Consider the following 24,202-nt stretch of genomic DNA (forward strand, 5'->3'; position numbering starts at 1 on the left):
TCAATTAATTTGAGAGAAAAGTCATGAAAAGGGGACCAAATGAACAAATTATCGAGAGTTTTGAAAAGCAATTAAACATATTTATAAATGAACTTACAGAAGAAGAGATAACAACGGCTATATTAAATAATTTTTTTGATAAAGTGATAAATAACCTCAAGAATGAAAGATTAATTAATGATACTATATTTGATATATATCAAGGTAAAGCAGTAATTACTAAACCTATATATTCCGATTATATAGAATCTTCTGAACCTAAATATAACGAACATTGGCAAAAATTTTATAGTTTTAATCGTAATCTTATGATAGAAAGCACATTAATATTTATTGCTAAGAATCTAAAAAAAGCTTCTTTAACAGACAAATTATATTATAGCTTTGCTAAATTAGCCCAGCAATTAGACTTGAATGTAGTAAATGATCATTTTATGAAAAAAATAGATAATTATATAACATTTAACAATTTATGAAAAATTACAGAACCGAAAGCGATTCTTTTGGAGAAATTCAGATAGAAGAAAAATTTTATTGGGGAGCTCAAACTCAAAGATCTTTAGAAAATTTTAAAATAGGCAAACAAAAAATGCCTGAAATTTTAATTCGTGCTCTTGCTATTTTAAAAAAATGTGCAGCACAGGTTAATTATGAGTTTGGTGATTTAGAAGCTAAAATAGCTACAAGTATCGATAAAGCCACGGATAGAATCTTAGAAGGCGAATTTGAGGATAATTTTCCTTTAGTAGTTTGGCAAACAGGTTCAGGTACGCAAACAAACATGAATATGAACGAGGTTATTGCCTCTATTGCTAATGAAGAATTAACAAGCAAGAAAGGCGGCAAATCTCCAGTACATCCTAACGATCATGTTAATAAAGGACAATCATCCAACGACTCTTTTCCAACCGCTATGCATATAGCAACCGTACTTGCAACTAAACAGCAACTTATACCGGCTTTGAATAATTTACTTACCTCTTTGCAAGACAAGTCAAAAGATTGGGGTAAAATCATAAAAATAGGACGTACCCACTTGCAGGACGCAACTCCTTTAACTCTTAAACAGGAATTCTCCGGATATATTACACAAATAGAGTATGCTTTAGAACGCATAGAATATGCACTAAAAAAAGTTTATCTACTTGCTCAAGGTGGAACAGCAGTCGGCACAGGTATTAACTCAAAAATAGGCTTTGATATAAAATTTGCCGAGAAAGTGGCAGAGTTTACTAAACAACCTTTTAAGACGTCTCCTAATAAATTTGAAAGTCTAGCTGCCCACGACGCACTAGTAGAATTTTCAGGAACTCTTAATACTATAGCAGTTAGCTTAATGAAAATAGCAAATGATATAAGACTGCTCGGCTCCGGTCCAAGATGCGGTCTTGGTGAGCTGCATTTACCTGAGAATGAACCCGGCTCTTCGATTATGCCAGGTAAAGTAAACCCTACCCAAGTCGAAGCTTTAACAATGGTGTGCAGTCAGGTGATGGGAAGTCATGTTACGGTTACTATTGCCGGCTCTAACGGACATCTTGAACTTAACGTATTTAAACCTGTAATAATATACAATATCCTACAATCTATAGAGCTGTTATCCGATAGCGTAAATAGCTTTGTTACTCACTGTGTTAAAGGATTAGAACCCAATATAGCACGCATTAATGATTTACGTGATAAATCTCTAATGCTTGTTACGGCTCTTAATCCGCATATCGGATATGATAATGCTGCAAAAATTGCTAAAGAAGCACATAAGCACGGAATAACTTTAAAAGAAGCAGCTAAAAAACTCAATCTTTTATCTGAAGAAGAGTTTAATAAAATAGTAGTACCCGAAAAAATGGTTAGTCAATCCTAAGTTTTATACAAAGATATTAGTTTAAGCTATTAATATCACTGTACAAAATCTTATAAATAGGATAATATTAAATTAGTCTATTTTCCGATCTAATACAGCGTGTACAAGACGGAGAGCAAATTACCATTTGTAAGCATAATACACCGGTTGCAAAAATTATACCTATAACTCAAAAACCTAAAATGAATAATATAGTAGAGCAAATAAGAGAATTCAGCAAAGGTAATACATTGGCTCCTTATACTATTAAAGAGCTTCGAGATGAAGGTAGAAGATGAGTTCTAAACCATTTATAGCCGATTGCTCCATAACTGCTTCATGGTTCTTTAATGATGAACGTGATGAATATTCAGACTTTACATTAGATTATTGTTATAAATTTAGAGCAGTAGTACCATTTCTTTGGAAATTTGAAGTAACTAATACAATATTAATAGCAGCAAAACGTGCTAGAATAACTTCAGCAAAAATTATTAAAACTATAGATTTTTTAAACTCCTTACCCATCAATATATCAAATTTTGATTTTCCTATGTACGAAATTATGAATACTGCAAGAGCCAATAATCTTACTTCATACGATGCAACTTATTTGTTAACTGCCATGCATGAAGGGCTTCATGGCCACTAACGATAAAGCATTAATAAAAGCATGTCATAATAACGGTGTTCCGCTATTAAAAGAAAACTTATCTTAAACTTTTCATAAAATACTGTGGAAATTTCTAAATCTTTTATTATACTTAAACATTAATTATATAAAATAAAAGAGTATCATGGTTTTAAATATAAAAGCTCCTGAAAATATAGTATTAAAGCCGACCATTACGGTTTTCGGTGTAGGAGGTGCAGGTAGTAATGCAGTAAATAATATGATTAGTGCTAATCTGCAAGGTGCTAATTTTGTAGTAGCTAATACCGATGCACAATCGCTTGAACATTCTTTATGCACTAACAAAATACAACTCGGTGTTTCTACGACTAGAGGTCTTGGGGCAGGAGCTTCTCCTGAGGTTGGAGCACTTGCTGCTCAAGAATCAGAAAGCGAAATTCGTAGTTACCTAGAAAATAGCAATATGGTATTTATTACGGCAGGTATGGGCGGCGGTACAGGTACCGGTTCTGCACCGGTTATTGCACGCATTGCTAAAGAACTAGGCATCCTTACGGTTGGGGTAGTAACTAAACCTTTCCATTTTGAAGGCGGTCATCGTATGAAAACTGCCGATAAAGGACTTATTGAATTACAGCAATTCGTTGATACTTTAATTGTAATACCGAACCAAAATCTATTCCGTATTGCTAATGAACAAACGACGTTTGCCGATGCTTTCAAAATGGCAGATGACGTATTACATGCAGGCGTTAGAGGAGTAACGGATTTAATGATTATGCCGGGACTTATTAATCTTGATTTTGCCGACATTAAAGCAGTAATGAGCGAAATGGGTAAAGCAATGATGGGTACGGGTGAAGCTAGCGGCGAAGATAGAGCTATTAAAGCGGCAGAATCTGCAATTTCAAATCCACTGCTAGATCATAGCTCAATGTGCGGTGCAAGAGGTGTATTAATCAATATTACCGGCGGTTCCGACATGACCTTATTTGAAGTTGACAACGCTGCTAATAGAATTAGAGAAGAAGTAGATAACCTTGATGCTAATATTATTTTCGGTTCAACATTTAATCCGGAATTAAAAGGAATTATCCGAGTATCGGTTGTTGCTACCGGTATTGATGCCGATAAAGTACCGACATATAAACCCGCAATAGCTGAAACTACCAATATAGTTCCTGAAGAAACTTATAATGAAGCTATAGTACAACCTACACAAATAGAAGAAATTCCTGATTTTAACAGCTATAGTACCGAAAATATTGAAATTACCGACTCTCCAATAAATCAAAATTTTATCGGAAATGAAAAAGAACTAGGGTTACATGTAAATACTTTCAACCAATCTGAAGATGACTCACCAAAACCATCATTTTTAGGAAAAATATGGGGTTCTCTGCGTGCTTCAAATAATCAAACTTTAGAACGCAAAAACATTGTTGTTAATACTCTAGATCAAGATAATAAAGAGTCTGATATTCATGACATACCGGCTTTTTTTAGAAAGAAACGGGATTAGATTAGAAAATGAATATAATTTCAGAACAGCATAAAAAAGAATTATTAGAAATAACTGAAAATTTTCCTGCAGATATTGCATCACTAATAAATTATGTAGATAAAACATTTAAATGTCACATTCATGATTTATCTTTATCAGATCAAAAAGATTTAAAGTTTTTTATAGCAAAAAGCTTTGCAAATCAAATTGATACTTGTAAAACTAAAGAACATGCTCAAAATTTTTTACAAGAGTTACAAGAGCTATGGGAAGATTTATTTGAAGAGATATTGGAAGATAAGCCTGTATATAGTTTAGACATTGACGGAGCAACATACTATGCCGAATTAGATTTTACCGAATTAAATCAAAATAATATGCTGAATACAAGATTTAGCAAAACCTCTCTTGATTTTAATTTAATAGAAACGCTACCTAACTTTTCTAGTGATAAACCAAAATATAAGGCTGAACTAGCCTTTACAGAATTAAAACAAAACAATTTTGCAAATATATATTTGGAAAAACAGCAATATAACTCTCAAACTATTCTTATTTCAAATATACAAAATAATCACAATAATTACATATTATTTCCTAAAATTATAAACCTTGAAGAACAGTTACCATAGATGTATTAAATAATTTATTATTATTAGGTGCTTATAATAAATGTAATTTTTTTGAATTCAATAACGGATCAGAAATATATTTTAGATTACCTAATAATGAAAGGCTTGCCATGAAAGTTTTTAGTTTAAATAATCAGCCTATATTAAAAGAAAATAAATTTGAAAATGCTATATTATTTTTAAGTAAAAAAATAAACGAAAATGGTGATGTTGACTATAGTGAAGGCTTTAGTGCTGATATAGCCGAGGGCAAAATAAATTCTTCTTATATAACTCCTTTAGGCGAAATAATGGATTTTAATTAATTAAAAAAAACAATCATATGCAAAATAAAATTATACTACTTCTTACATTATGTTTTTTAAATACTCATTTATTAGCTGATACCGATAAGCGGTTAAAAGATATTGCACCCTACCCTCTACCGACAGATAGCCAAAAACGATATGTAATTCATTTACTACAGAGTCTAATGAAGAAAAGCTAAAAGTAGAATTGCAAGCAACAAAAAATGCAATGAAAGATTGTAATCGTGTTTGGTTTGGCGGTAATCTGGAAACAAAAACTTTAGAAGGATGGGGATATAATTATTATATAATCGATCAAGTTAGCGATCACCCTGCTAGTACAATGATGGCATGCCCTGGGGTAAAAGCAACCATGCAACCGGTGAGTATATTTTTAGGAGATGAAACATTTTTAAGATATAATAGCAAACTACCTATCGTAGTCTATACTCCAAAAGATGTTGAACTACATTACGTTATTTGGCATCGAGGTGACATAATTACTGCAAAGGAAGGTTAGCTTCTTTAACGTGAGCGTTCACGGGTTTTTCACTGTCACCCCGTGGCTTGACCACGGGGTCTATAAAAACAATAAAAAATACTAATATTTTAGTATTTTTAACTGGATACCGTGGTCAAGCCACGGGGTGACACAGCAATTCAGAAAAATAATTAAAAAAATTCTGATTTACAGAATTTTTTACTGGATTGCTTCGTCAATTACTTACGTAATTTCCTCGCAATGACGTTGAATTCTTATAGTTAGCAATACCTAAATTACTCAAAATCTTCCTCTACAGCTTCAACTTCTTGCACTTCCGGTATAAAATGTTTAAGCATAGATTCAATGCCGTTTTTTAAGGTAATAGTAGAGCTTGGACAGCCAAGACATGCACCGCGAAGAGCTAATTTAACTACACCGTTTTCAAAGCCTTTATATATTATATCACCACCATCTTGTGCAACAGATGGACGCACTCTAGTTTCAATAATCTCTACGATTTGCTTCTCTATTTCCGAAAGCCCATCAAGGTTATGATTTACATTATCTGCTTTTGTACTTTCAAATACCGGAAATCCCGAAACAAAATGATCCATAATAACCATTAAAACTTTAGGCTTTATAACTTGCCAATTACTTTCAGCTTGCTTAGTCACCGTTATAAAATCACTACCAAAAAATACTGATTTTACATTATTAATATAAAATAGTGACTCTGCAAGTTTGCTTCTGCCTTTAACTTCAGCAATATCGCTAAAAAATACCGGCTGTTCACTACTTATTTCCTGCCCCGGGAAAAACTTTATTGCATCAGGGTTGGGAGTATCTTCAGTTTGAATAAACATAATTAAAGTACACTAATAAATTTGTTGATTATTATAAATCGATAGTACCGTTTTTACAATATATTTGTATATTTATCTTGGAGATTATTGCGTGGACACCTAATCGTCATTGCGAAGCCACGAAGTGGCTGCGGCAATCTAGAAAAGATAATAAAAAATGTCAATTTATAACATTTTTTTACTGGATTGCTTCGTCAATTACTTCGTAATTTCCTCGCAATGACGAGAAAGCTGATCCACGCAACAATACTACGCGGGAATAACATAAGGCGGTAAATATCTAATTAATATATAAGCCGGTATAAAACAAAATCCTGCTACGATGAAAAAATAAGTCCAACCTAAATAAGTAGCTGCATAGCCTGAAATACTACCAAACAATATGGTACTAATATAAGCAATAGAAGTAATTAAAGCAATTTGGGTTATACAATATTTAGAACTACAACATCTTAATTGGTAAGAAAAAAACGGCGACATAGTTAAGCCTTTGGTAAATTCTTGAAAAAAGACCGCTATATACAGACTTGTAATATCTCGATTATAAAAATAGAGAAATAAAAAAGATAGGCTAGATAAAGCATGATATATTAATGCTCTTTTAAGCAAATAAGAATATTCATATTTTCGGCACAAAAACCCGCCTATAAAACCTCCAAGGATTGCAGCACACATACCAAAAGCTTTATATCCAAGAGCTAAATCTTTCTTCGTATACCCGATATCGAGATAAAACATATTCGGCATAATTGAAAGAAAATTATCTTGAAGACGATATAGAAGCATAAAACTAACAATTATTAGCCATTTAGGTTTCTTGATAAAGTCATAAAAAGCATGCCAAAATCTATCAAAATCATTAATAATTATTTTATCTTTAAATTTAAGCGGATAAATTATAATTAATAGTAATGACGGTATACATAAAATTGCCATAGCACGATAAACATCTTGCCAAGATATGATAGTTGATAAATATAACGCTCCTGAACCTGCTATAAGTATACCTATTCTAAAGCCTGTAGTACAAGCTGCCTCACTTATGCCCCAATTTTTATTTGTAATAAGTAACATCTGTGATGATTGAAGCAACATATCATAAATGGAAGAAAAAAATGCCACAGCTACTAAGCATAAAGCAAATGGTATAAAATGAGTGTTAGGGTTAAAATTTGTTAGAACATATACACAACAAATACAGCTAACCAAAGCAATAATTAAACAATATTTATATCCTCGCTTACTTAAAGGAGCAAAACTTACTTTTTCTAGTAAAGGACCCCATAAAAATTTAAATATATGAATAAAATTAACTAAACTAAAAAGCCCGATAGTGATTTTATCAAAACCGGATTCTCGAAGCCAAAAAGAAAGAGTTGAACCGGTAAGTAAATAAATTAAACCTCCGGGAAAAGAAATTATTAATATAAAGAAAATATTAGATATATATTGAAATCGTGAAAAATCTAAACTTATGAATTTATCCTCCTTTTTTATATTTGTCATCCCACCGCTTGATCGGCGTTGCTACATAGATTAATTCCACTTCTGTCATCCCGCGACTTGATCGCAGGGCCCAGTTTAAAATACTAATATTAGTATTTTAAGTTGTTTTTTGGACCCCATGGTCAAGCCACGGGGTGACAATATAATAACCACCCACGAAATCAAAGATCACTCGCAATAACGTAAATCTAAACTATGAGACTTTCTTTCTTTTATTACCGTAGTTATTACCGTCAAAAGTTTTTTTACGATTATTATCAAAAGAATTAAACTTTTTACCCTCACCGCCGGCTCTTTTACCGAATGATCTTTTACGATTATTTTTATCACTCCTAAACTCACTGCGTGGTGTAGATTCTCCTTTATTTACTAGACGATCAATTGCACGCCATCTAATAACATCATCAGGAGAAATAAAAGACAGTGCATGTCCGGTAGCCCCTGCTCTACCCGTTCTACCTATTCTATGTAAATAATCTTCAGGACACATAGGTAAATCATAATTAATAACATGCTGTGTATGGGGAATATCAAGCCCACGAGCCGCTACATCAGTTGCTACCATTATTCTATGATTTGACTTACGAAATGATAAAATTACTCTTTCACGTTGACGCTGACTTAAATCACCATGTATAGCTTCTGCTTTATGATTTTCATATTTTAACATTTTAGCTAATTGATCGGCAGAGCGTTTAGTCTTCACAAAAATAATTACCGATCCTTCCCTATTACCAAGTTGTTTAGTTAATTCACTAAATTTTTCTTTATCAGAAACATGCATTGATTCCTGTTTTATTTCTGCAGCTGCTTTATTAGTAGCACCTACCGTAATACGTACTGGATTGTTTAGATATTTTTGAGAAACAGCAATAATATGTTTTGGCATAGTAGCAGAAAACATTAAAACTTGTCTTTTTTCCGGTAAAAATTTATTGATTTCTTCTAACTGTTCTTTCATCCCCATATCAAGCATTCTATCCATTTCGTCAAGTACGGTTATGCCTATGCGATCAATTTTTAGACTTCCCCTATTTAAGTGATCGATAATACGCCCCGGCGTACCGATAATCACTTTCGGATTCTTTTTTAATTGCATAAATTGTTTAGGCATCGGTTCACCGCCTATCAAAACTGCACTATTAATTTTATAGGATGTAGTTACTTTATTTAAAGTACTGTGTATTTGTATTGCTAATTCTCTAGTCGGAACAAGAATTAAAGCAGTAGTTTTATTTTTAATAAATGAATCAATTAACGGCAATAAATAAGCAAGAGTTTTTCCTGAACCTGTTTGGCTAGAAGCGAGTATGTCCGACCCCGCCATTGCAACCGGAATCGATTGCTTTTGTATTTCAGTCGGCTCAGTGATATTCATTGTCTCAAGAGCGATAATTAATTCTTCAGATAAATTAAAATTTTTCATTATATAATCCAATATAGTTTTAAATCAAAATATGCACATTATTGATTAGACCTCTTACATAACCCATTTCTTAAAGATATATGAGACGCTCTCTCTCAGCCTTACATACTTAACTATAGTACGCTTGCGTAGAGTAGAAATCTCTTATTCCCTTTATTTAGAGCCTATCTGTAAATAAATTTTAACCGATAATTTAATTCTTTTTGGCTGCAAATTATAAGATTTTTTTTGAAATATGAATAACTATTTCTTCAAAAATCTTATCACTTTTCGCTAAAAAAGCTCTTTAATTACTAATTAAAATTTATTTACAGATAGCCTCTAAGATAAGTTATGCAGGTCTATTGTATAAAAAATAAGTTATAGTAAATTAAAATAACGACTTATATAATTATCCTGAATCAAAAAATATGCTTAAGCTAGATTACAAACCAACTAAATATATAAAACGATAATGAATAATGAAACTATTTTAGAATCTTATTCAAGCCAGAATAATATTATTAGATTTAGGGCATTTTCATGCCCTTTAGTAAAAATAATTTATTATACTTAAAATTATATAGGTTATTATAAGACAAAAACAAAATATTTACTATTTTGATAAAGATGACTAGGCTACCCTAAATTATAAACAATTTTGGATAGCTGCTTTTGGTATTATAAATATATTTATTTAATTCTGAGGTTAACAGCATAGACTTTTCCTTGCTTTTCTTCAAGATCAAAAATTATATCTTGTCCTTCTTCAAGGCTATGTAAACCTGCTGCGTCTACGGCTGATTTGTGTACAAACACATCTTTGCCGCCATTTTCCTGTTCAATAAATCCAAAATTCTTCGTAGAATTATACCACTTAACTTTACCTACTATATTTGTAGCCATAAAAACCTTTATTAGATAGAAATTACTTATTTGAACTTAACACACGCTTATAATAACTAAAACTTAAATTTTACTTTAAATCTTACTTAAAAATATAAGAGCCGATAAAAATTCATTATGCAAAACTACCTTACCTTGCGGCATTTGTCAATAAACATGTCAATAACATGCAAGAGAAAGTATTACTTTCTGAAACTAATCTATCATATTATTACTATTTTGTCACTATTTAAGTTAATTATCTAATAAATTAATGCGTAAACTAACTATTTTAAAGTGGTTTAATAATTTTTTTATATCAGACTAATATATTAACGATAAAAGTACTTGCTTTTTTGTATTTTTTTTATTAATCTGTCCACTTAGAAAAATACAGTTCTGTATTTATAAAACTGCCCGCGTGATGGAATGGTAGACATAACGGACTTAAAATCCGTGGAGCGTAAGCTCTTGCCGGTTCAAGTCCGGCCGCGGGTACCATTCGCCATTTTTAGGCAAATTCACCAATGTATCAAACGGCGAACGCAGCATAAAATCAAGTTTTTCAGCATTTTTTACTTAACAATACATACGCTTTAATAAATGTTGTTTATTATATTGTGCTTCAGAATTTATAGGATCAAGTTCAATTGCCTTATTATAAGACTCAAGAACTAATGCATATTTACCTAGTAAATAGAAAAAGCTGTATTTTTGAGTAAGATAGATTTATTAAATATATAATTATTACAATTAACAATTATAATTATTGACTTCTTTTAATTCCCCCTATAAATTACTTCTCTTAAATGATAATTAAACTCTATCATTAATATATAAGCTAATTTTAAAGAGTTAAAATATGAAAAATAAAGAAGAAGAAATTTTAACCTCTGAGTCTTATATTGATGAAGAGGAAGAAAAGCGATTAAAAGCTCAAAATACAAGGAAAGAGCTTAAGTTAATACTAATAACTCTTGGAATAGTTTTGACTAGTTTTTTAACTTTCTGTTATTTCTTTTTTAATTATGCAGAAGAAAAAGCAGCAGAGTATAAATTACAGCAAGAACAAGAAGCTAAAGCAACTAATAAAACAGAGTGATAGTAGCTGAAATACCAAAAGTTAAAATTATTAATACTCCTTTAGGATTAAAAAATTATTTATTATTACAACTTTTTAATTTTTACTTTAATTGTAATCAACTATTATTAACAAAAATAAGAAATAACTTTTATGGAAGATATAAGCTCTTGGAAAGAAAAGTTTGAAGTTTGCGTTTATGCTAAAAAGCTACTTGATAAACTCGAATATTTAAACACTAAAGTAAAAAATCCCGTTGATATAGAGGAAGTCAAAAAAGGTATCTACTACGCTCGTAAATATCACGGTTCACAAATGCGTCAATCAGGCGATCCTTACTATTCTCATCCTATTGAGGTGGCGATTATGCTTGCGGTGTTTGTATGTTTGTAGCTGAAGAAGCCCCTAAGCTTTTTACTTCTAACATGTTAAATGCTGCTCTACTTCATGATACTATTGAGGATACAGAACTTACTGAAGAGATGATAACTAAGATTTTTGGTATAGAAGTAGCAAACCACGTAGAGGGTTTAACTAGAATTAAACCATATGGAAAAATCAGTGCCGAAGAGAGTTTAAATCAATTAATTAAACAAAAAAGACACGATACGGCACTTATAAAACTTTTTGATAGAGTCCATAATATACAGACTTTAGGAGCTAAATCACCTGAGAAAGCTAGAAAAAAAGTTTAAGTGCATTTGTAGCAATTAGCATGCACTTAGAAATACCTACACTAGTACAAAAATTAACTCAACTATGCTATACACATTTATCAATACAAAACCAACAAAAAGAATTGTTTATAGAGGATAATTCCCAGCTTCTTTTTCTACCTTTTCAAAATGAGATAAACCAATTGCAAAACCAGTTGCTACTAAAGCAAAAACAATAAATAGTCCCCAATAATTAAAAAACTTAGTTAAATAAACAAGACCAAAGGATACCACTACATACATTATAGCTCTTGATAAAGCATATGTAAGAGTAGCTGAAGTAAAACGTTTAAAAACTGGAAAATGTTTATAAAAAATTGGAGCCGCAGGCATACTATCTGAAACAAATAAAATAACTAAACTCTGTAGTATAAACAATTCGGTAGGGCTTGTCATATTACTTAGAAAATAAGGAATAGCTACTGTAAAGATTATAAATGCCCCAAATTTTACTTTTAAGATTTTTAATGGATAAATTCCAATAGCTTAAAAATGTTAATATTATAAAGCCCAATAGATTTACTAATGAAATAAAGAAATTATGATTAATAACCTGTGCTGGGGTGTAATTGAAAACACGCTCTAGTACTTCACCACAATAAACATATATAAAGTAAAACATTACTGGCCAACAACATTCTATTAAAAAATATGCTAGAAAATTTTTGTTTAAAAGTTTAGCACTTATTACAGGATTATTTTTTATAATAGATAAATCTTGATTTGCGACTTCTAAAGTTTTTTCAATTGACGTTTAGCGTCTGCAAATTCTGGAGTTTCTCAAAGACTCCTTCTAGCTGTTGTACCTACAAGTGCTATTGCAGCCCCTATCCAAAAAACAGCACGCCAACTAAAACCTTGAGAAGTTACTAATGATGCAACCCCAAGTGCCGTAGTTCCTCCTAATGTTGCAAATACTGATACTACTGCAACAGCTACATATCTAATCGGCGGAGAGATCATTTCAGTTAAGTAAATCTCTGCCCCTACTACTTCTCCCATTGATGAAATACCTTGAATAGCACGACATAAGGTTATAATCACCGAGACGGCAAGCCCTTTCTCTTCATAAGTCGGAAGATTTGCCATAATTATACAGCATATAGACATTAAGAAAGTAGTTATTATAACTGTAGTTTTTCGTCCGATAGTGTCTCCAATCCAACCAAAAAATTAAAGCACCAAGAGGTCTAAGAATGTAAGTAGAACAAAAAGCTAACGCTGTAAAAAGTGAAGAAGTAAAAACGTCTGTCTGAGGAAAAAATAGTTTATTAAGTAGCACTGCCATATGAACATATAGCATAAGATCAAAGTACTCTAAAAAAGTACCGGTTGATAATATGCCTATTGCTTTTTTTTGTTCTAAGTTTAAACTTCTTTGTTCTTTCTCGTATCCTAGCATAAATTCTTTATAAAAAATTAAATTGTAAAGAAACTTATACTGTTTTATATAAAAGTCAATAGGAATTTTCGCCTTATACGATAAATAGAGAAATGAAATGCAACTTAATGCACTTACATATGTACTGGAATGTAAGAAGTTAAGATATTTTGCAACTTATCTTTAGATATTTGACCTATATGTTTTACTTCATATTTCTTTTCTTGAGGTAATGATAAGTAAGATTATTATTACGCATAAAACTTGTTATTTAAAGATGTTTTAAACTATTCTATTATTTCCTTTAATCTCTTATACATTCATAAACTCTTTATAATTACTCTCAAATTTTTATTTATATCTTTAATTAAATTTCTATTGCATTCTTAAAACTTCTTATTATGATTTTTCCTATAGCTCATTCTTTAACAGAATATTAAAATTTATAGAATTTAATAAGAGAATAATATGTATAATTATACAGCATATGTTAAGACACTAAATATGAAATTCAAGAGACAGAAATTAACAGAGTTTCTAGAAAGCAAGGGGTTTACTGCGAAAGCTAATGGTTTAAGAAATGGTGATACTACGCTTAACCTTAATAACAAAAATCTAGGAGATGAAGAAGCTAAGGCTATTGCCGAAGGGTTAAAAACTAATAATTCTATTACTTACCTTGATCTTGGAGGTAACAACATAGGAGATGAAGAAATGAAACCAATCAACGAATATTTACAAAGAAATATTAATATATCAAAAGGAGATAATCCTCAAGCAGAAGAATTAAACACTCAAGGTAATGTTTTTTCCAGTAAGAGGGAATATGACAAAGCGATAGAAAAATATAATGAAGCAATCGCAATTATTAAAAATCCTTTATATATAGCTAACAAGATAAACGCAGAAAAGAAATACGAACAACAGCAGCAAGAAATAAAAGCAGAAGGCTTAAATGCTGAGGGTAATATCCTTGTTGAGAATGAAAAATATATTGAAGCAACAAAGAAATACGAAGCAGCAATCGCAATCATCAATAAGTCTTTATATGTCACTAATAAAGAAAATACAGAAAAAAATATGAGGAACAAAAGGCAGAATTAGAAATAAAAAAACAAGAAGAGTTATTAGCCAAGCAAAAACAAGAACAAGAAATACAACAACTTAATAAATTACTATCAGCGATACAAAACAATAAATTAGAGGATGCAGAAAAATTAATTCAAAGTTCCAATATACAGACACTTAGTAAAATTGATGAAAACGGCAATACCATATTACATTATGTAGCCGAAAAAAATATACTGAAACTATACAAATTACTTGCTGAAGCAACACAGGAATTGGTTAATGCTACTAGCAATAAAAATGAAGCAGCTTTAGAAATATTAACCAAAATCCAAGATGAAAAACCAAAATGATATTCAAGAAATACATAAGTTAATAACAGATGGGTATGCTAAAATAAAAGACCCTATAAAAAACGGAATATTAATTTTCGGTAAGACCGGAGCAGGTAAAAGTGCTTTAACTTATTATTTAGCAGGTGAAAAACTAAAAGTAAATAAGAAAGTATTAGAAATAGAAGAAAACAAAATAGTTGATAATATTAAAATCAATCATACGACAAAATCAGAAACTAAAATCCCGGGCAAGTATAAGTTAAGCAATACGACGATTGTAGATTTACCGGGGTTTGAAGATACCGGCGGTATAGTTCAGGAAATAGCCAATGCTTTTTATATTAAAAGATTATTTGAGACTACCAACCATATGAAATTTATTTTGGCAATAGAGGAAACTTCGTTGACAAGAAAAGATGAGTTAATAAATATAATTAAGCAATTTGCTAAAACTTTTACTAATATTGAACCTTTAAAGAAAAGCTTATCGCTTTTTATTACCAAAGCATCCGATGACACAACAGAGGGCGATATTAAAGATGCTCTTCAACAGGCTTTAGACGATAATCAGGATAATGAAGATATGCGACCTGCTTTAAATATGCTGAACCTTTTAATAGAACAAAAACAAAAGGATAAACTGGATATACATTTTTTCACAAAACCTAAATCTACTGATACTAATGTATGCGATGATGACCTTTTAAACAGAATAGAAAGTAGGACTGAGTATTTAGATTTATCTATGCACAAGGATTTGGCTAATATGCCTATTTCCGATAGGTCAAAGGAATGTGCACAAAAGTTACTCGAAGCTACTTATACCAATCTTAAGGATTTAATTAATATTTTCACTGATACTATAAAACAAGCCGATAACCCTAATAACATATTTAAAGACTATTATACTAAGGTTATACAGTCGTGGTCACAATATCCATAACATATGAAAATTCAAGTAATCCGCTTGAGTATTTTTTAAATTTTGAACAAATTAAAAAGCTTCAGGAATTATTTAATGAACAAAAATCTGCTCAAGATATTTTTTTAGAGGCACTTGGAATATTTGAAAAACATACTGTAAATGATAATCCACGTAAACAAACAATCCTCAAACAACAAATCCAAGAATATGCCTATGTGTTTAAGCAACAGATAGAATATAATAAATTCTTAAGCCAAGTATGTGACAATCAACCGTTAGATTATACCTTTATGGAGCGAGCTGTACAACAATGTAAAACAATCCTAACTAATAGTTTGGAAGAAGCTATTAAATCTATAAAAATTGAAGATAATCATCCTGATATAGCTTATTATGAGAAAGCTATAGACTATTTAGATCTTTATAAAAATGATCCTAATTGTACTAAGCAGAAAGCTAATGCATATAAAAACTTAGGGAATATATATAATGACCAAAATAATTACAAAGAAGCGATGTTAAATTATAAAAAAGCATTAGACTCAAATAATGAATTGTTTTATATTTATGAAAAATTACCTACCATCTACGAAAATTTAGGAAAACAACTATTTAATGGCAAGCAATATATAGAAGCTATACAGTGTTTTAAGGTAATACGTGATTCAATAAAAGTTAAAGAGTGTTTTGAAGAACTTATTAAGCTTAATCCAAGTGATCCTAATATAAGGTTAGCTAAAGCAGATTATCATACTTCTATTGGTGAATATAATACTGCTATAAAATGTTATAATATCGCTTTTAGCCTTAGTAAGGATACTAATTTTAAATCAAGTATTGATCTGAAAATAAATTCTCTTATAGATCAACAAATTAAGATAATGCAAGAATTTGTTAATTCAAGAAAAGAAGGAAAATTATATGATTACGATAAATGTAATGTACAAGAAATATATCAAGCTGTAGGCAAAATAAAAGAGCTGATACATAATCCACTTGTTGAACCGAATAATCTGGCTCCTATTCCTTGTAACGATAATCACGACAATGAAGTAAATATTAACGGAGATGTTACACACCATCCATAAAGGTTTAAATGGTGAAGTTATTTAATATTCGTTTTGCCCTTTAAATTTTTATGATGCGTGTGATAACAAGAAAAATATTGCTTAGCCGGTACTAATCCATTGAAAGGCTTAACAAAAGCTAGCCTAATAAAGGTTCGCATAACGTACCATGCTTAGTATTATTAAAATATGTTAAACGTGGTGTAAAGTAATTTTAAGGCTTACAGAACTGATTAGCAGTCATTTCACAAGTAAGGACGGAGGCAGCTTGCCTCCAACCTTTAAATCCCCACACTACTTATAAATTTTGTTACATTAAAAGTATTGTTTAGTTATGTTCTATGGCTTGTTGCGGTTAGCAAATCGTACATTAACCTTTCCTATTAGCAGTTCTATAATATTTTCTTTTTAATAATTAGTTTATATAGTATAATTAACATTTTAATAAATTGTAAATGTTAATTATGTATTATAAACTACTGATTAGTTTTCTTATTCTTATTGTTCTAGTTATATGCTTTCGCAATTATTTACCTAAAATATCATTTTTTAATAATAAACCTCAAACTCTTGAGAGTAATATCAATAATTACGAAAAAGAGCTTGCAAAATATGATGAAGCAATAAAATTAAATCCCAACGATGCATTAGCATATTTTGCTTGAGGTGTAATATTATATTATTTAGGAAAATATGAGCTATCACTCATTTCTTATGACAAGGCTATAGAATTAGGTCCAAAAAATTTTGCATTTTATCTTAATCAAGGAGCATCGTTTCAGGCACTTAATAAATATGAATTAGCACTTGAAGCATATAATAAAGCTATAAGACTAAATCCTAACGAAGCTAATAGCTATAATAATCAAGGTGAAGTATTTAGAGTCTTAGGAAAATATGAACAAGCAATTAAATCACTAAATAAAGCTATAGAATTAGACCATAATAATCCTAGTGCCTATTATAATAAAGGTCTTACCTTGCATCAGCTAGGAAAATATGAGCTAGCAGTTGAGACGTATAATAAAGCTATAGATCTGAATCCTAAAAGCTTTAAGGCATATTTTGCTAAAGGTTACGCCTTGACTCTATTAAATAAATATGACGAAGCACTTGAGGCATATAATAAAGCTATAGAAATAAATCCTGATTATTTTACTGCATATTTTTATAAAGGAGTTCTTTTTTATGTACTAGGCTATCAGACATTAGCTATTGAATTATTTAATAAAGTACTTGATGGAAATATCGATAATTCAAAGGATTACAATGATTATGGCGAAAAATTAATACTTTTGGAAGAGTATGAACTTGCTCTTAAAGCATTTAATAAGGAAATCGAATTAAATCCAAATGAATTTGGAGGTTATATTAACCAAGGAGCAATGTTAAAAAAGCTTGGGAAACATCAGTTAGCACTTAAAGCGTATGATAACGCAATAGAATTAAACTCTAATTATTTTGCATCTTTCTATGATAAAGGTAATCTTCTATTTGAATTAGGAGAATATAATTTAGCTTTAGAAGCATTTGCGAAAGCCATAGAATTAAATCCTACATACTCTAATATATATTTTAATTATGCAACTACATTAGAAAAATTAGATAAATTTGATTTAGCATTGAGTTCATACAATAAGGTATTAGAATTAAATCCTGATGACTTAGAAGCAAAAGAAAAAAAGCAAGAAATATTAGATATGCAAAAATCTAAATGATTTAGTCGGTTGTACTGGGGCTTATGAAAAATATTTACAATTTTTATTTGAACTATCTCATACATATTTATTTTTTCTTTATTATCTTTATAATATTTGGTATATCATTCCATGCATAACTTACTTGATTTGGTGGTTTTATATTGGTTTCTTTTAACTTCTCAAGTAGTTGAAGAGTAGATTTGTATGTATCTTCTTTAAAGTTAAACCCTAATTGCCTAGAATATTTAGAGTGCCATGAAGCTAAATATTGCCATGCAATAGCTTGTAGTTTTTCAGAAGGCTGGGTTAAAGCAAATAAAATATCTTTAAGACTATCTAGGGTACCATAATTTATAAGTATCTTCAGTGTAGCTTTTTGTAACTTAAAATTATCGTTTTTCAGTAATTCTTCTAATTCAGGTCTTAAATGACTATACCCGGATTGTAAAATAGAAATACAGGCATTTCTAACCATTGTATTACTATCTTGTAATCCTAATAAATATAAATTATTTATTTCTTCTACTTTTAAACGATTTAAAGCATACAAAACAGCAGCTCTGATTTTTGCAATCGGATGATTTATAAAAGTTTTAATTAAAGTAATATCTTCTTGCGTTGCAGTTTCAACAAACCCAACAATTACGCTTGTCTTAGCTTTATCTCCTTGCTCAAATAAGATTATTATCCCCATGTAAGCTTAAGGTAAATCTTGCATATTCTCTTATATATCTTATATTATCAAAAATTGCTGCTTCATAAAACTCTTTATATTCTAGAAAATCTTTCTTAGGAATGTTCCTTATAACGCACACGAATAGCAGAATCATTTAGTAGAATGCTTATTCTGTTTTTATAATTTTGATTATCAGGTAAATGAGCAGCAGCCCATTGCCTAATTCCAGGGGCAAAATCAGCTATAGCTTTATCAATATAAGAGTGTCATCATTAATAATTTCTTCAGTAAGCACTTTCCAACAAAAAAGGCGTACTTCATAAAATGCTTTTTGCATTATTATCAGTAGTTCTTTTCTGTTTTTAGATTTATTAATGTATTTAAAAATTTTACTTTGTACCTCTTTTAAGTTGATACGTCTGGTTTTTCCTAACCATTCAATTAAAGTATGATATTTAATTAAATCTATAACGGAAATATTAGGTAGAATCTTTGCTAATATTTTATTCGCTTTAACCCGAACTTCAGGAACCCAATCATTTAAACGAAGAAGAATATAGGGTAATATTTCATGAGTAGGAAGTTTTTCAAGGTAATTTAATGCTTCTTCGCGTATATAACCGCTATAATTAAGAGAAGCTACTCCATATAAATGAGCTGGTTCTTCCGGTGCAAAATTTGTAAAACTCTGAAGTTTTTCTTTGCTCCATAAATTATCTGGTTCGTAACCATAATAATAAGAAAAATTAGCATATAGATTAGGCCATATTTTCATTATTTCCGGCTTAATAAGAAGTTTTCTAATCACCGATGCTGCTTTTCGTGAGATTTTATGATTATCAGAAAATATATGATGGATGATATATCTTACATCATAAGGAGTACCGAATTCAGCTATTTGATCCAATGCATTAAGATGATCCTTTACCTTTATTTTTCCAAAAAATCTAATCTTCGTATTTAACGTAACTGCTTATATACTATTTTTGAATTCATAATCTAATTATTTCTTAAATGGTTTGATTGGTTTACAATAAATTTTCGCAGCATCTACAGAGACTAACTCTTTTTCTGGATAACGAAGTGCAGTAAGTTTACCTCCAAATACACATCCTGTATCAATATTTATAGTATTATTAAGCCACTGTGCTTCACAAACAGGGGTATGCCCATAAACAATCAGCGTATTTCCTTGATATTCTTGGTCCCACGGATAACGAAGCGGTAAACCAAACTCATCAATTTCACCGGTGGTTGCACCATACATACAAAATTTACTTATTCGCTCAGAACTACGCCCTAGATCTTTTTCTTTAATGCCGGCATGTGATACTGCTAATTTTTCATTATCTAATATGTAATAGCTACTTAAACTTTCTAAAAATTCAAGAACAGATGCTTTAAATTCTGCCGACTCGTTTTCTAATTGATCAAGTGTTTCCTGAAGTCCATGAGCAATAACAACATTTCGTCCCTGAAGTTTTCGTTTTAGTTTGTCATCATGGTTACCGTTAACGCAAAAGGCAATAGATGAGGAAACACTATCCATTACTAAGCGTAATACCTCCGGTGAGTTTGGACCTCGATCTACTAAGTCCCCTACGAAAATAATTCGTCTTTCTTGAGGATGAGTAATAATATATTTATTATCTTTTTTAATTCTATAACCAAGCTTTTCTAATAAGTTTTTTAACTCATCAAAACAACCATGTACATCACCAATAATATCAAATGGTCTTTTTTCTTGCTGCCTATTTATCTGCATTAATTGATGTTCAACTTCTTTAACTAACTTAATTTTATTTCTCATGATTTTTAACTTCAAAGCTTTTTGCTTTATAAAATGCTTTTTCAGCTTCTTTGGTATAACCAATTATGTTAAGAGCTAAACCTTTGTAATAATAAGCTTGTGCATAATCCGGTTTATACTTTATTGCCTTATCAAATTCTTTAATTGCTTCCTTATATTTGCCTTTATCACCAAGTAATAACCCTCTTTGAAAGTAACTACCGCTATCATAAGGATTATATTTTATAGCTAAGTTAAATTGTTTGAGTGCTTCTTCAGATTTATCTAACTGCATTAACACTAGAGCTTTGTTATAATAAGAATCAGTATTATCCGGTTTATATTTAATAGCCAGATCATACTGTTTTATTGCTTCCGCAAGATTTTCTAGCTTTTGAAAAGCAGCTGCTTTATTATGATAAGCACTTGCATAATCATTTTTATATTTAATCGCTAAATCATAACAAATTATTGCATCTTGTAATTTATCAAGCTCTGTTAATGCTAAACCTTTATAAAAATAAGCATCTGCAAACTCCGGATTGTTTTGAATTGCTAAATTGAAAGATTCTAAAGCTTCTTCTAATTTTTCCATTCTTATTAATGCTTCACCTTTTCCTGCATACCCATTGGCCACATGTTCATTAGCTTTTATTTTTGAATAGAGATTAATAGCCATATCATAGGATTCTATAGCCTCCTGATATTTTCCTAAATTAAATAGGGCATTACCTTTATTATTGTATGCTGCTGGATCTTCAGGATCATATTTAAGAAGGATATTATATGTTTCTACTGCTTCTTGATATCTTCCTATGTAACTAAAGTAAAACCCCTTTATCAAGATAAGCAATAGTATTATTTGGTTCTTTCTTAATGACCGTATTGAATTCTCTAAGTGCTTCTTTATATTTGTGGGTATGAAATAACATTAAACCTTTCTCTAAGTAATTATCTGCTTTTACATCTATACTTAATAAGCTTAAAGTTTTAAATATGATTTTTGTAATTGTTTTCCTTATATTTAACATACTGATTTTTTTGAGTAGGATTATCAATTCATTATTAATTTTCTTATATTTTAATATATTTTTAAGCAAAAATTAATAAGATTTTAGAAATTTATTTTTTAATAACTTTCTTGTCCTAGATATAAAAATTGATTAGTTGAGTTGAAACTTAATTTATACAAATCTCATGTTTTATTAGTGGCACAATAAATATGTGATAAATAAACTAATTGAAAGAAAAAAATAAGTAATATATAGTAATGGTTCATTTTTAGATTGAAAAGCAAAAAATACTATACTATCGTTGGTAGTTGTAATTAAATATATTAAAAATATGCTTTTTCAATCACTAAATTTATACTCTATCTTAGTTGCAGGTCTTACAGCTACTGTTATCGTTTTTATGCGTCAATTATCTTATTACAAACAGCAAATTATTAATAAGGATTTAAAAATGATACCTGCATATTTTGATAAAAAAATGTTATATAAAATTCTTAATAATAACTGCGATAGATATTCTGCTCTTGAAATGATTAAATCATATTTTAAGTTGAAAACTGCAAGATCGTTATCATATGAAGAACTTCAAAATGACGAGCAATTAAGCGAATTATTTGGAGATCCTTTAAACTATTTTATTGATGATTTTATATCAAAGTCTGATAAATCAGTTGCAGTAAATAAAGCGTTTAGTATACAAGATGAACATAACAATACCCATAAATTATATGCGTTTTTAGAGAAAAATAAAATATCGGACAAAACACATCAAATGCTTATATATGTTAAAGTACCTTATATAATGACCAAAGACGACGAAGAAAGCTTAAATACTTTCATACATTTGGCTAAGATAATGTAGATTTACCAAAAAATTAAGAAAGAAGAATAACTAATTTCAAGCCTGTCTATTAGAAAATTATTTTAAAAAGCACCAGTCCTTTATATTAAATCACAACTAATGATTAAAAATTGTTGACTTATTTTAAGTATCTTTATATCGTAATTTACTTAAATGATATTTAAACTCTATCATTAATTTTTAATAAACTTAAGATATTGGTAACGCATGGAAAATAAAGAAGAAGAATCAAATATATTACCTGAGTTTATAATTGATGAAGAGGAAGAAAAGCGATTAAAAGCTAAAAACTCTAAAAAAGAACTTAAGTTAATATTAATAACGTTTGCAATCATTTTAACTAACTTTTTAACATTTTGTTATTTCTTTTTTAACTACATAGAAGAAAAAGCAGCAGAATATAAACTACAGCAAGAAGCAGAAGCAAAAAAGTTAGATAAAACTGAATGATGTGTCATCCCGTGATTTATTCACGGGATCCAGTTAAAAATACTAATAATATTAGTATTTTTAGTTGTTTTACTGGATACCGTGGACAAGCCACGGTATGACACCCTGCAGATTTTCCGAGCCATGCAACAACACTCGTCAAGCGAACTAGGTGACATTGTCTAACATTTCAGCAACTCTCAAATAATCTTGAGGAGTAAGATTTTCAGCACGATAATTATCATTGATTTTCAACTGAGTTAATATTTCATGTATATTAGGTACAAGATTTTTCAGTGATGATTTGATCATTTTCCGTCGTCCTGCAAAAGCAAGTTTTGTTATTTGCTCAACTTTATTTATCAGAGCAATAGACGGCGGATTTTCTAAAGGTATTAGTTTGACTATCGCAGAATATACTTTAGGAGGTGGATAGAAAGCAGTCGGTGCTACGTCAAAGCATTTTTCCACTTTAGTAATTAACTGACATATTACCGATAACCTGCCATATGCTTTAGTTGACGGCATAGCACAAATACGTTCTACTACTTCCTTTTGTAACATTAGCGTCATATTAGTAATTAACCGTGCTTCTTTCAGCCATCTAATTACTAACTCAGTACCTATATGATACGGTAAATTAGAAATTATAGTTACTTTATAGTCAATTGATTTGGACTCGCTGACGATGTCACTCGTCGCTCTCCTATTATTTATAGGCTTCGCTTCTCGCTTCTTGTATGCGAATCCAACTGAATTGACTATATCATAGCTTAAATCAGTTAAATTTATTTTAAGAGCATCTTGTTTAATAATATTTAGATTAGGATAATATTCTTTAATCTCATTAAGAAGCAGGATACATCTCTCATCTGTTTCTATAACAGTTAAGGATTCAGGATTTTTCTGCAATATTGACCTAGTTAACCCTCCGGTGCCGGGTCCTATTTCTAGCACTCTGCTATTTTCTGCAAGGTTACTCGCACGTACAATTTTATCACATAGACTACTGTCAAAAATAAAATTTTGTCCGTGCTTTTTAAGAGGATTAATTTGATAAGATGCTGCATGTTTTGCAATTGAAGGGAGCATGGAGTAATGTTGTTCTAGCTAAAAA

At 30.2% G+C, this 24,202-nt stretch carries 27 protein-coding genes, 1 tRNA gene and 2 pseudogenes; 19 read left to right on the top strand and 11 right to left on the bottom strand.

Translation table 11 applies throughout. The features are described from left to right. Positions 1–23 precede the first annotated feature (23 nt). The 9 genes from BN1174_RS02105 (at position 24) to BN1174_RS11460 (ending at position 5,420) form a co-directional block, all read left to right on the top strand. The gene (locus BN1174_RS02105) at positions 24–476 is read left to right on the top strand and encodes a hypothetical protein (protein WP_040256148.1); all 453 of its coding nucleotides are present in this window, start codon (positions 24–26) and stop codon (positions 474–476) included. Further along, positions 473–1,864 (top strand): class II fumarate hydratase, encoded by a 1,392-nt coding sequence (gene fumC, locus BN1174_RS02110; RefSeq protein ID WP_040256150.1) that lies wholly within the window; start codon positions 473–475, stop codon positions 1,862–1,864. Before BN1174_RS02105 ends, fumC begins: the two co-directional genes overlap by 4 nt. A 71-nt stretch (positions 1,865–1,935) precedes the next feature. Beyond that, positions 1,936–2,142: a type II toxin-antitoxin system Phd/YefM family antitoxin gene (locus BN1174_RS02115; protein WP_408005885.1), complete on the top strand. Its 207-nt coding sequence runs from the start codon at positions 1,936–1,938 to the stop codon at positions 2,140–2,142. After that, positions 2,139–2,495, top strand: coding sequence for a type II toxin-antitoxin system VapC family toxin (locus tag BN1174_RS10635; protein ID WP_231555742.1), 357 nt, complete (start codon positions 2,139–2,141; stop codon positions 2,493–2,495). Before BN1174_RS02115 ends, BN1174_RS10635 begins: the two co-directional genes overlap by 4 nt. Positions 2,496–2,640: 145 nt before the next feature. Next, entirely contained in the window at positions 2,641–3,999 is a 1,359-nt protein-coding gene (gene ftsZ / locus BN1174_RS02125) for a cell division protein FtsZ (RefSeq protein ID WP_040256152.1), read from the top strand. An 8-nt stretch (positions 4,000–4,007) separates the two neighbouring features. Continuing rightward, the gene (locus tag BN1174_RS11445; protein ID WP_231555743.1) at positions 4,008–4,613 is read left to right on the top strand and encodes a hypothetical protein; all 606 of its coding nucleotides are present in this window, start codon (positions 4,008–4,010) and stop codon (positions 4,611–4,613) included. Positions 4,614–4,723: 110 nt separating this feature from the next. Further along, positions 4,724–4,918, top strand: coding sequence for a hypothetical protein (locus BN1174_RS11450; protein ID WP_231555744.1), 195 nt, complete (start codon positions 4,724–4,726; stop codon positions 4,916–4,918). A gap of 17 nt (positions 4,919–4,935) precedes the next feature. Beyond that, complete coding sequence (locus BN1174_RS11455) at positions 4,936–5,100, top strand: hypothetical protein (protein ID WP_231555745.1); 165 nt, start codon at positions 4,936–4,938, stop codon at positions 5,098–5,100. 29 nt (positions 5,101–5,129) lie between these two features. Beyond that, positions 5,130–5,420: an ecotin family protein gene (locus tag BN1174_RS11460; RefSeq protein ID WP_040256154.1), complete on the top strand. Its 291-nt coding sequence runs from the start codon at positions 5,130–5,132 to the stop codon at positions 5,418–5,420. 257 nt (positions 5,421–5,677) lie between these two features. On the opposite strand, the gene BN1174_RS02145 is transcribed toward BN1174_RS11460, so the two are convergent. The 4 genes from BN1174_RS02145 to BN1174_RS02160 form a co-directional block, all read right to left on the bottom strand. After that, complete coding sequence (locus tag BN1174_RS02145; RefSeq protein ID WP_040256156.1) at positions 5,678–6,247, bottom strand: NifU family protein; 570 nt, start codon at positions 6,245–6,247, stop codon at positions 5,678–5,680. Positions 6,248–6,496: 249 nt separating this feature from the next. After that, entirely contained in the window at positions 6,497–7,753 is a 1,257-nt protein-coding gene (locus BN1174_RS02150) for an MFS transporter (protein ID WP_040256158.1), read from the bottom strand. 193 nt (positions 7,754–7,946) lie between these two features. After that, entirely contained in the window at positions 7,947–9,179 is a 1,233-nt protein-coding gene (locus tag BN1174_RS02155) for a DEAD/DEAH box helicase (RefSeq protein ID WP_040256160.1), read from the bottom strand. A 672-nt stretch (positions 9,180–9,851) separates the two neighbouring features. Then, positions 9,852–10,064, bottom strand: coding sequence for a cold-shock protein (locus BN1174_RS02160; protein WP_040256162.1), 213 nt, complete (start codon positions 10,062–10,064; stop codon positions 9,852–9,854). Between the two features lie 394 nt (positions 10,065–10,458). On the opposite strand from BN1174_RS02160, the gene BN1174_RS02165 reads away from it, so the two are divergent. The 3 genes and pseudogenes from BN1174_RS02165 to BN1174_RS08410 all read left to right on the top strand — a co-directional run bounded on the left by BN1174_RS02165 (position 10,459) and on the right by BN1174_RS08410 (position 12,019). After that, positions 10,459–10,544: transfer RNA gene (locus BN1174_RS02165), tRNA-Leu, on the top strand. 361 nt (positions 10,545–10,905) lie between these two features. Next, positions 10,906–11,145, top strand: a complete 240-nt coding sequence (locus BN1174_RS02170) for an RP671a family tick cell line-upregulated protein (RefSeq protein ID WP_040256163.1) — start codon at positions 10,906–10,908, stop codon at positions 11,143–11,145. Between the two features lie 132 nt (positions 11,146–11,277). Further along, positions 11,278–12,019: pseudogene (locus BN1174_RS08410) on the top strand (HD domain-containing protein). On the opposite strand, the pseudogene BN1174_RS02180 reads toward BN1174_RS08410, so the two are convergent. After that, a pseudogene (locus BN1174_RS02180) lies at positions 11,928–13,242 on the bottom strand (MFS transporter). The pseudogenes BN1174_RS08410 and BN1174_RS02180 overlap by 92 nt on opposite strands. Positions 13,243–13,689: 447 nt before the next feature. Between BN1174_RS02180 and BN1174_RS02185 the strand changes: the two are divergent. The 5 genes from BN1174_RS02185 (at position 13,690) to BN1174_RS11470 (ending at position 18,334) form a co-directional block, all read left to right on the top strand. Then, positions 13,690–14,325 (top strand): hypothetical protein, encoded by a 636-nt coding sequence (locus BN1174_RS02185; RefSeq protein ID WP_040256165.1) that lies wholly within the window; start codon positions 13,690–13,692, stop codon positions 14,323–14,325. 300 nt (positions 14,326–14,625) lie between these two features. Next, on the top strand, positions 14,626–15,567 hold the full coding sequence (locus tag BN1174_RS02190) for a GTPase domain-containing protein (RefSeq protein WP_040256167.1): 942 nt from the start codon (positions 14,626–14,628) through the stop codon (positions 15,565–15,567). Continuing rightward, positions 15,549–16,637, top strand: coding sequence for a tetratricopeptide repeat protein (locus BN1174_RS02195; RefSeq protein ID WP_040256169.1), 1,089 nt, complete (start codon positions 15,549–15,551; stop codon positions 16,635–16,637). Before BN1174_RS02190 ends, BN1174_RS02195 begins: the two co-directional genes overlap by 19 nt. Positions 16,638–17,080: 443 nt before the next feature. Then, on the top strand, positions 17,081–17,281 hold the full coding sequence (locus BN1174_RS09685) for a tetratricopeptide repeat protein (RefSeq protein ID WP_052454719.1): 201 nt from the start codon (positions 17,081–17,083) through the stop codon (positions 17,279–17,281). Between the two features lie 6 nt (positions 17,282–17,287). Next, positions 17,288–18,334: a tetratricopeptide repeat protein gene (locus BN1174_RS11470; RefSeq protein ID WP_269379102.1), complete on the top strand. Its 1,047-nt coding sequence runs from the start codon at positions 17,288–17,290 to the stop codon at positions 18,332–18,334. Between the two features lie 67 nt (positions 18,335–18,401). Here BN1174_RS11470 and BN1174_RS02210 read toward each other — a convergent pair whose 3' ends face one another. The 5 genes from BN1174_RS02210 to BN1174_RS07755 form a co-directional block, all read right to left on the bottom strand. Then, positions 18,402–19,010 (bottom strand): HEAT repeat domain-containing protein, encoded by a 609-nt coding sequence (locus BN1174_RS02210; RefSeq protein ID WP_040256171.1) that lies wholly within the window; start codon positions 19,008–19,010, stop codon positions 18,402–18,404. Positions 19,011–19,233: 223 nt separating this feature from the next. Beyond that, positions 19,234–19,899: a hypothetical protein gene (locus tag BN1174_RS02215; RefSeq protein WP_040256172.1), complete on the bottom strand. Its 666-nt coding sequence runs from the start codon at positions 19,897–19,899 to the stop codon at positions 19,234–19,236. A gap of 96 nt (positions 19,900–19,995) precedes the next feature. Continuing rightward, on the bottom strand, positions 19,996–20,802 hold the full coding sequence (locus BN1174_RS02220) for a bis(5'-nucleosyl)-tetraphosphatase PrpE (RefSeq protein ID WP_231555746.1): 807 nt from the start codon (positions 20,800–20,802) through the stop codon (positions 19,996–19,998). Beyond that, entirely contained in the window at positions 20,792–21,634 is an 843-nt protein-coding gene (locus BN1174_RS02225; RefSeq protein WP_082022262.1) for a tetratricopeptide repeat protein, read from the bottom strand. The genes BN1174_RS02220 and BN1174_RS02225 overlap by 11 nt, the downstream gene beginning before the upstream one ends. Further along, on the bottom strand, positions 21,603–21,812 hold the full coding sequence (locus BN1174_RS07755; protein WP_052454722.1) for a tetratricopeptide repeat protein: 210 nt from the start codon (positions 21,810–21,812) through the stop codon (positions 21,603–21,605). The genes BN1174_RS02225 and BN1174_RS07755 overlap by 32 nt, the downstream gene beginning before the upstream one ends. Before the next feature lie 283 nt (positions 21,813–22,095). Between BN1174_RS07755 and BN1174_RS02230 the strand changes: the two genes are divergently transcribed. Together BN1174_RS02230 and BN1174_RS02235 are read left to right on the top strand one after the other, a co-directional pair. Further along, positions 22,096–22,656: a hypothetical protein gene (locus tag BN1174_RS02230; protein ID WP_040256173.1), complete on the top strand. Its 561-nt coding sequence runs from the start codon at positions 22,096–22,098 to the stop codon at positions 22,654–22,656. 207 nt (positions 22,657–22,863) lie between these two features. After that, positions 22,864–23,106 carry an RP671a family tick cell line-upregulated protein gene (locus BN1174_RS02235; RefSeq protein WP_040256176.1) on the top strand — a complete coding sequence of 81 codons (243 nt, stop codon included), beginning with the start codon at positions 22,864–22,866 and terminating at the stop codon, positions 23,104–23,106. A gap of 147 nt (positions 23,107–23,253) precedes the next feature. Here BN1174_RS02235 and rsmA read toward each other — a convergent pair whose 3' ends face one another. Beyond that, positions 23,254–24,177 carry a 16S rRNA (adenine(1518)-N(6)/adenine(1519)-N(6))-dimethyltransferase RsmA gene (gene rsmA / locus BN1174_RS02240; protein ID WP_040256178.1) on the bottom strand — a complete coding sequence of 308 codons (924 nt, stop codon included), beginning with the start codon at positions 24,175–24,177 and terminating at the stop codon, positions 23,254–23,256. Between the last annotated feature and the right edge of the window lie 25 nt (positions 24,178–24,202).

The organism is Rickettsia hoogstraalii, assembly GCF_000825685.1.
In the GTDB taxonomy this organism is placed as follows: Bacteria; Pseudomonadota; Alphaproteobacteria; order Rickettsiales; family Rickettsiaceae; genus Rickettsia; species Rickettsia hoogstraalii.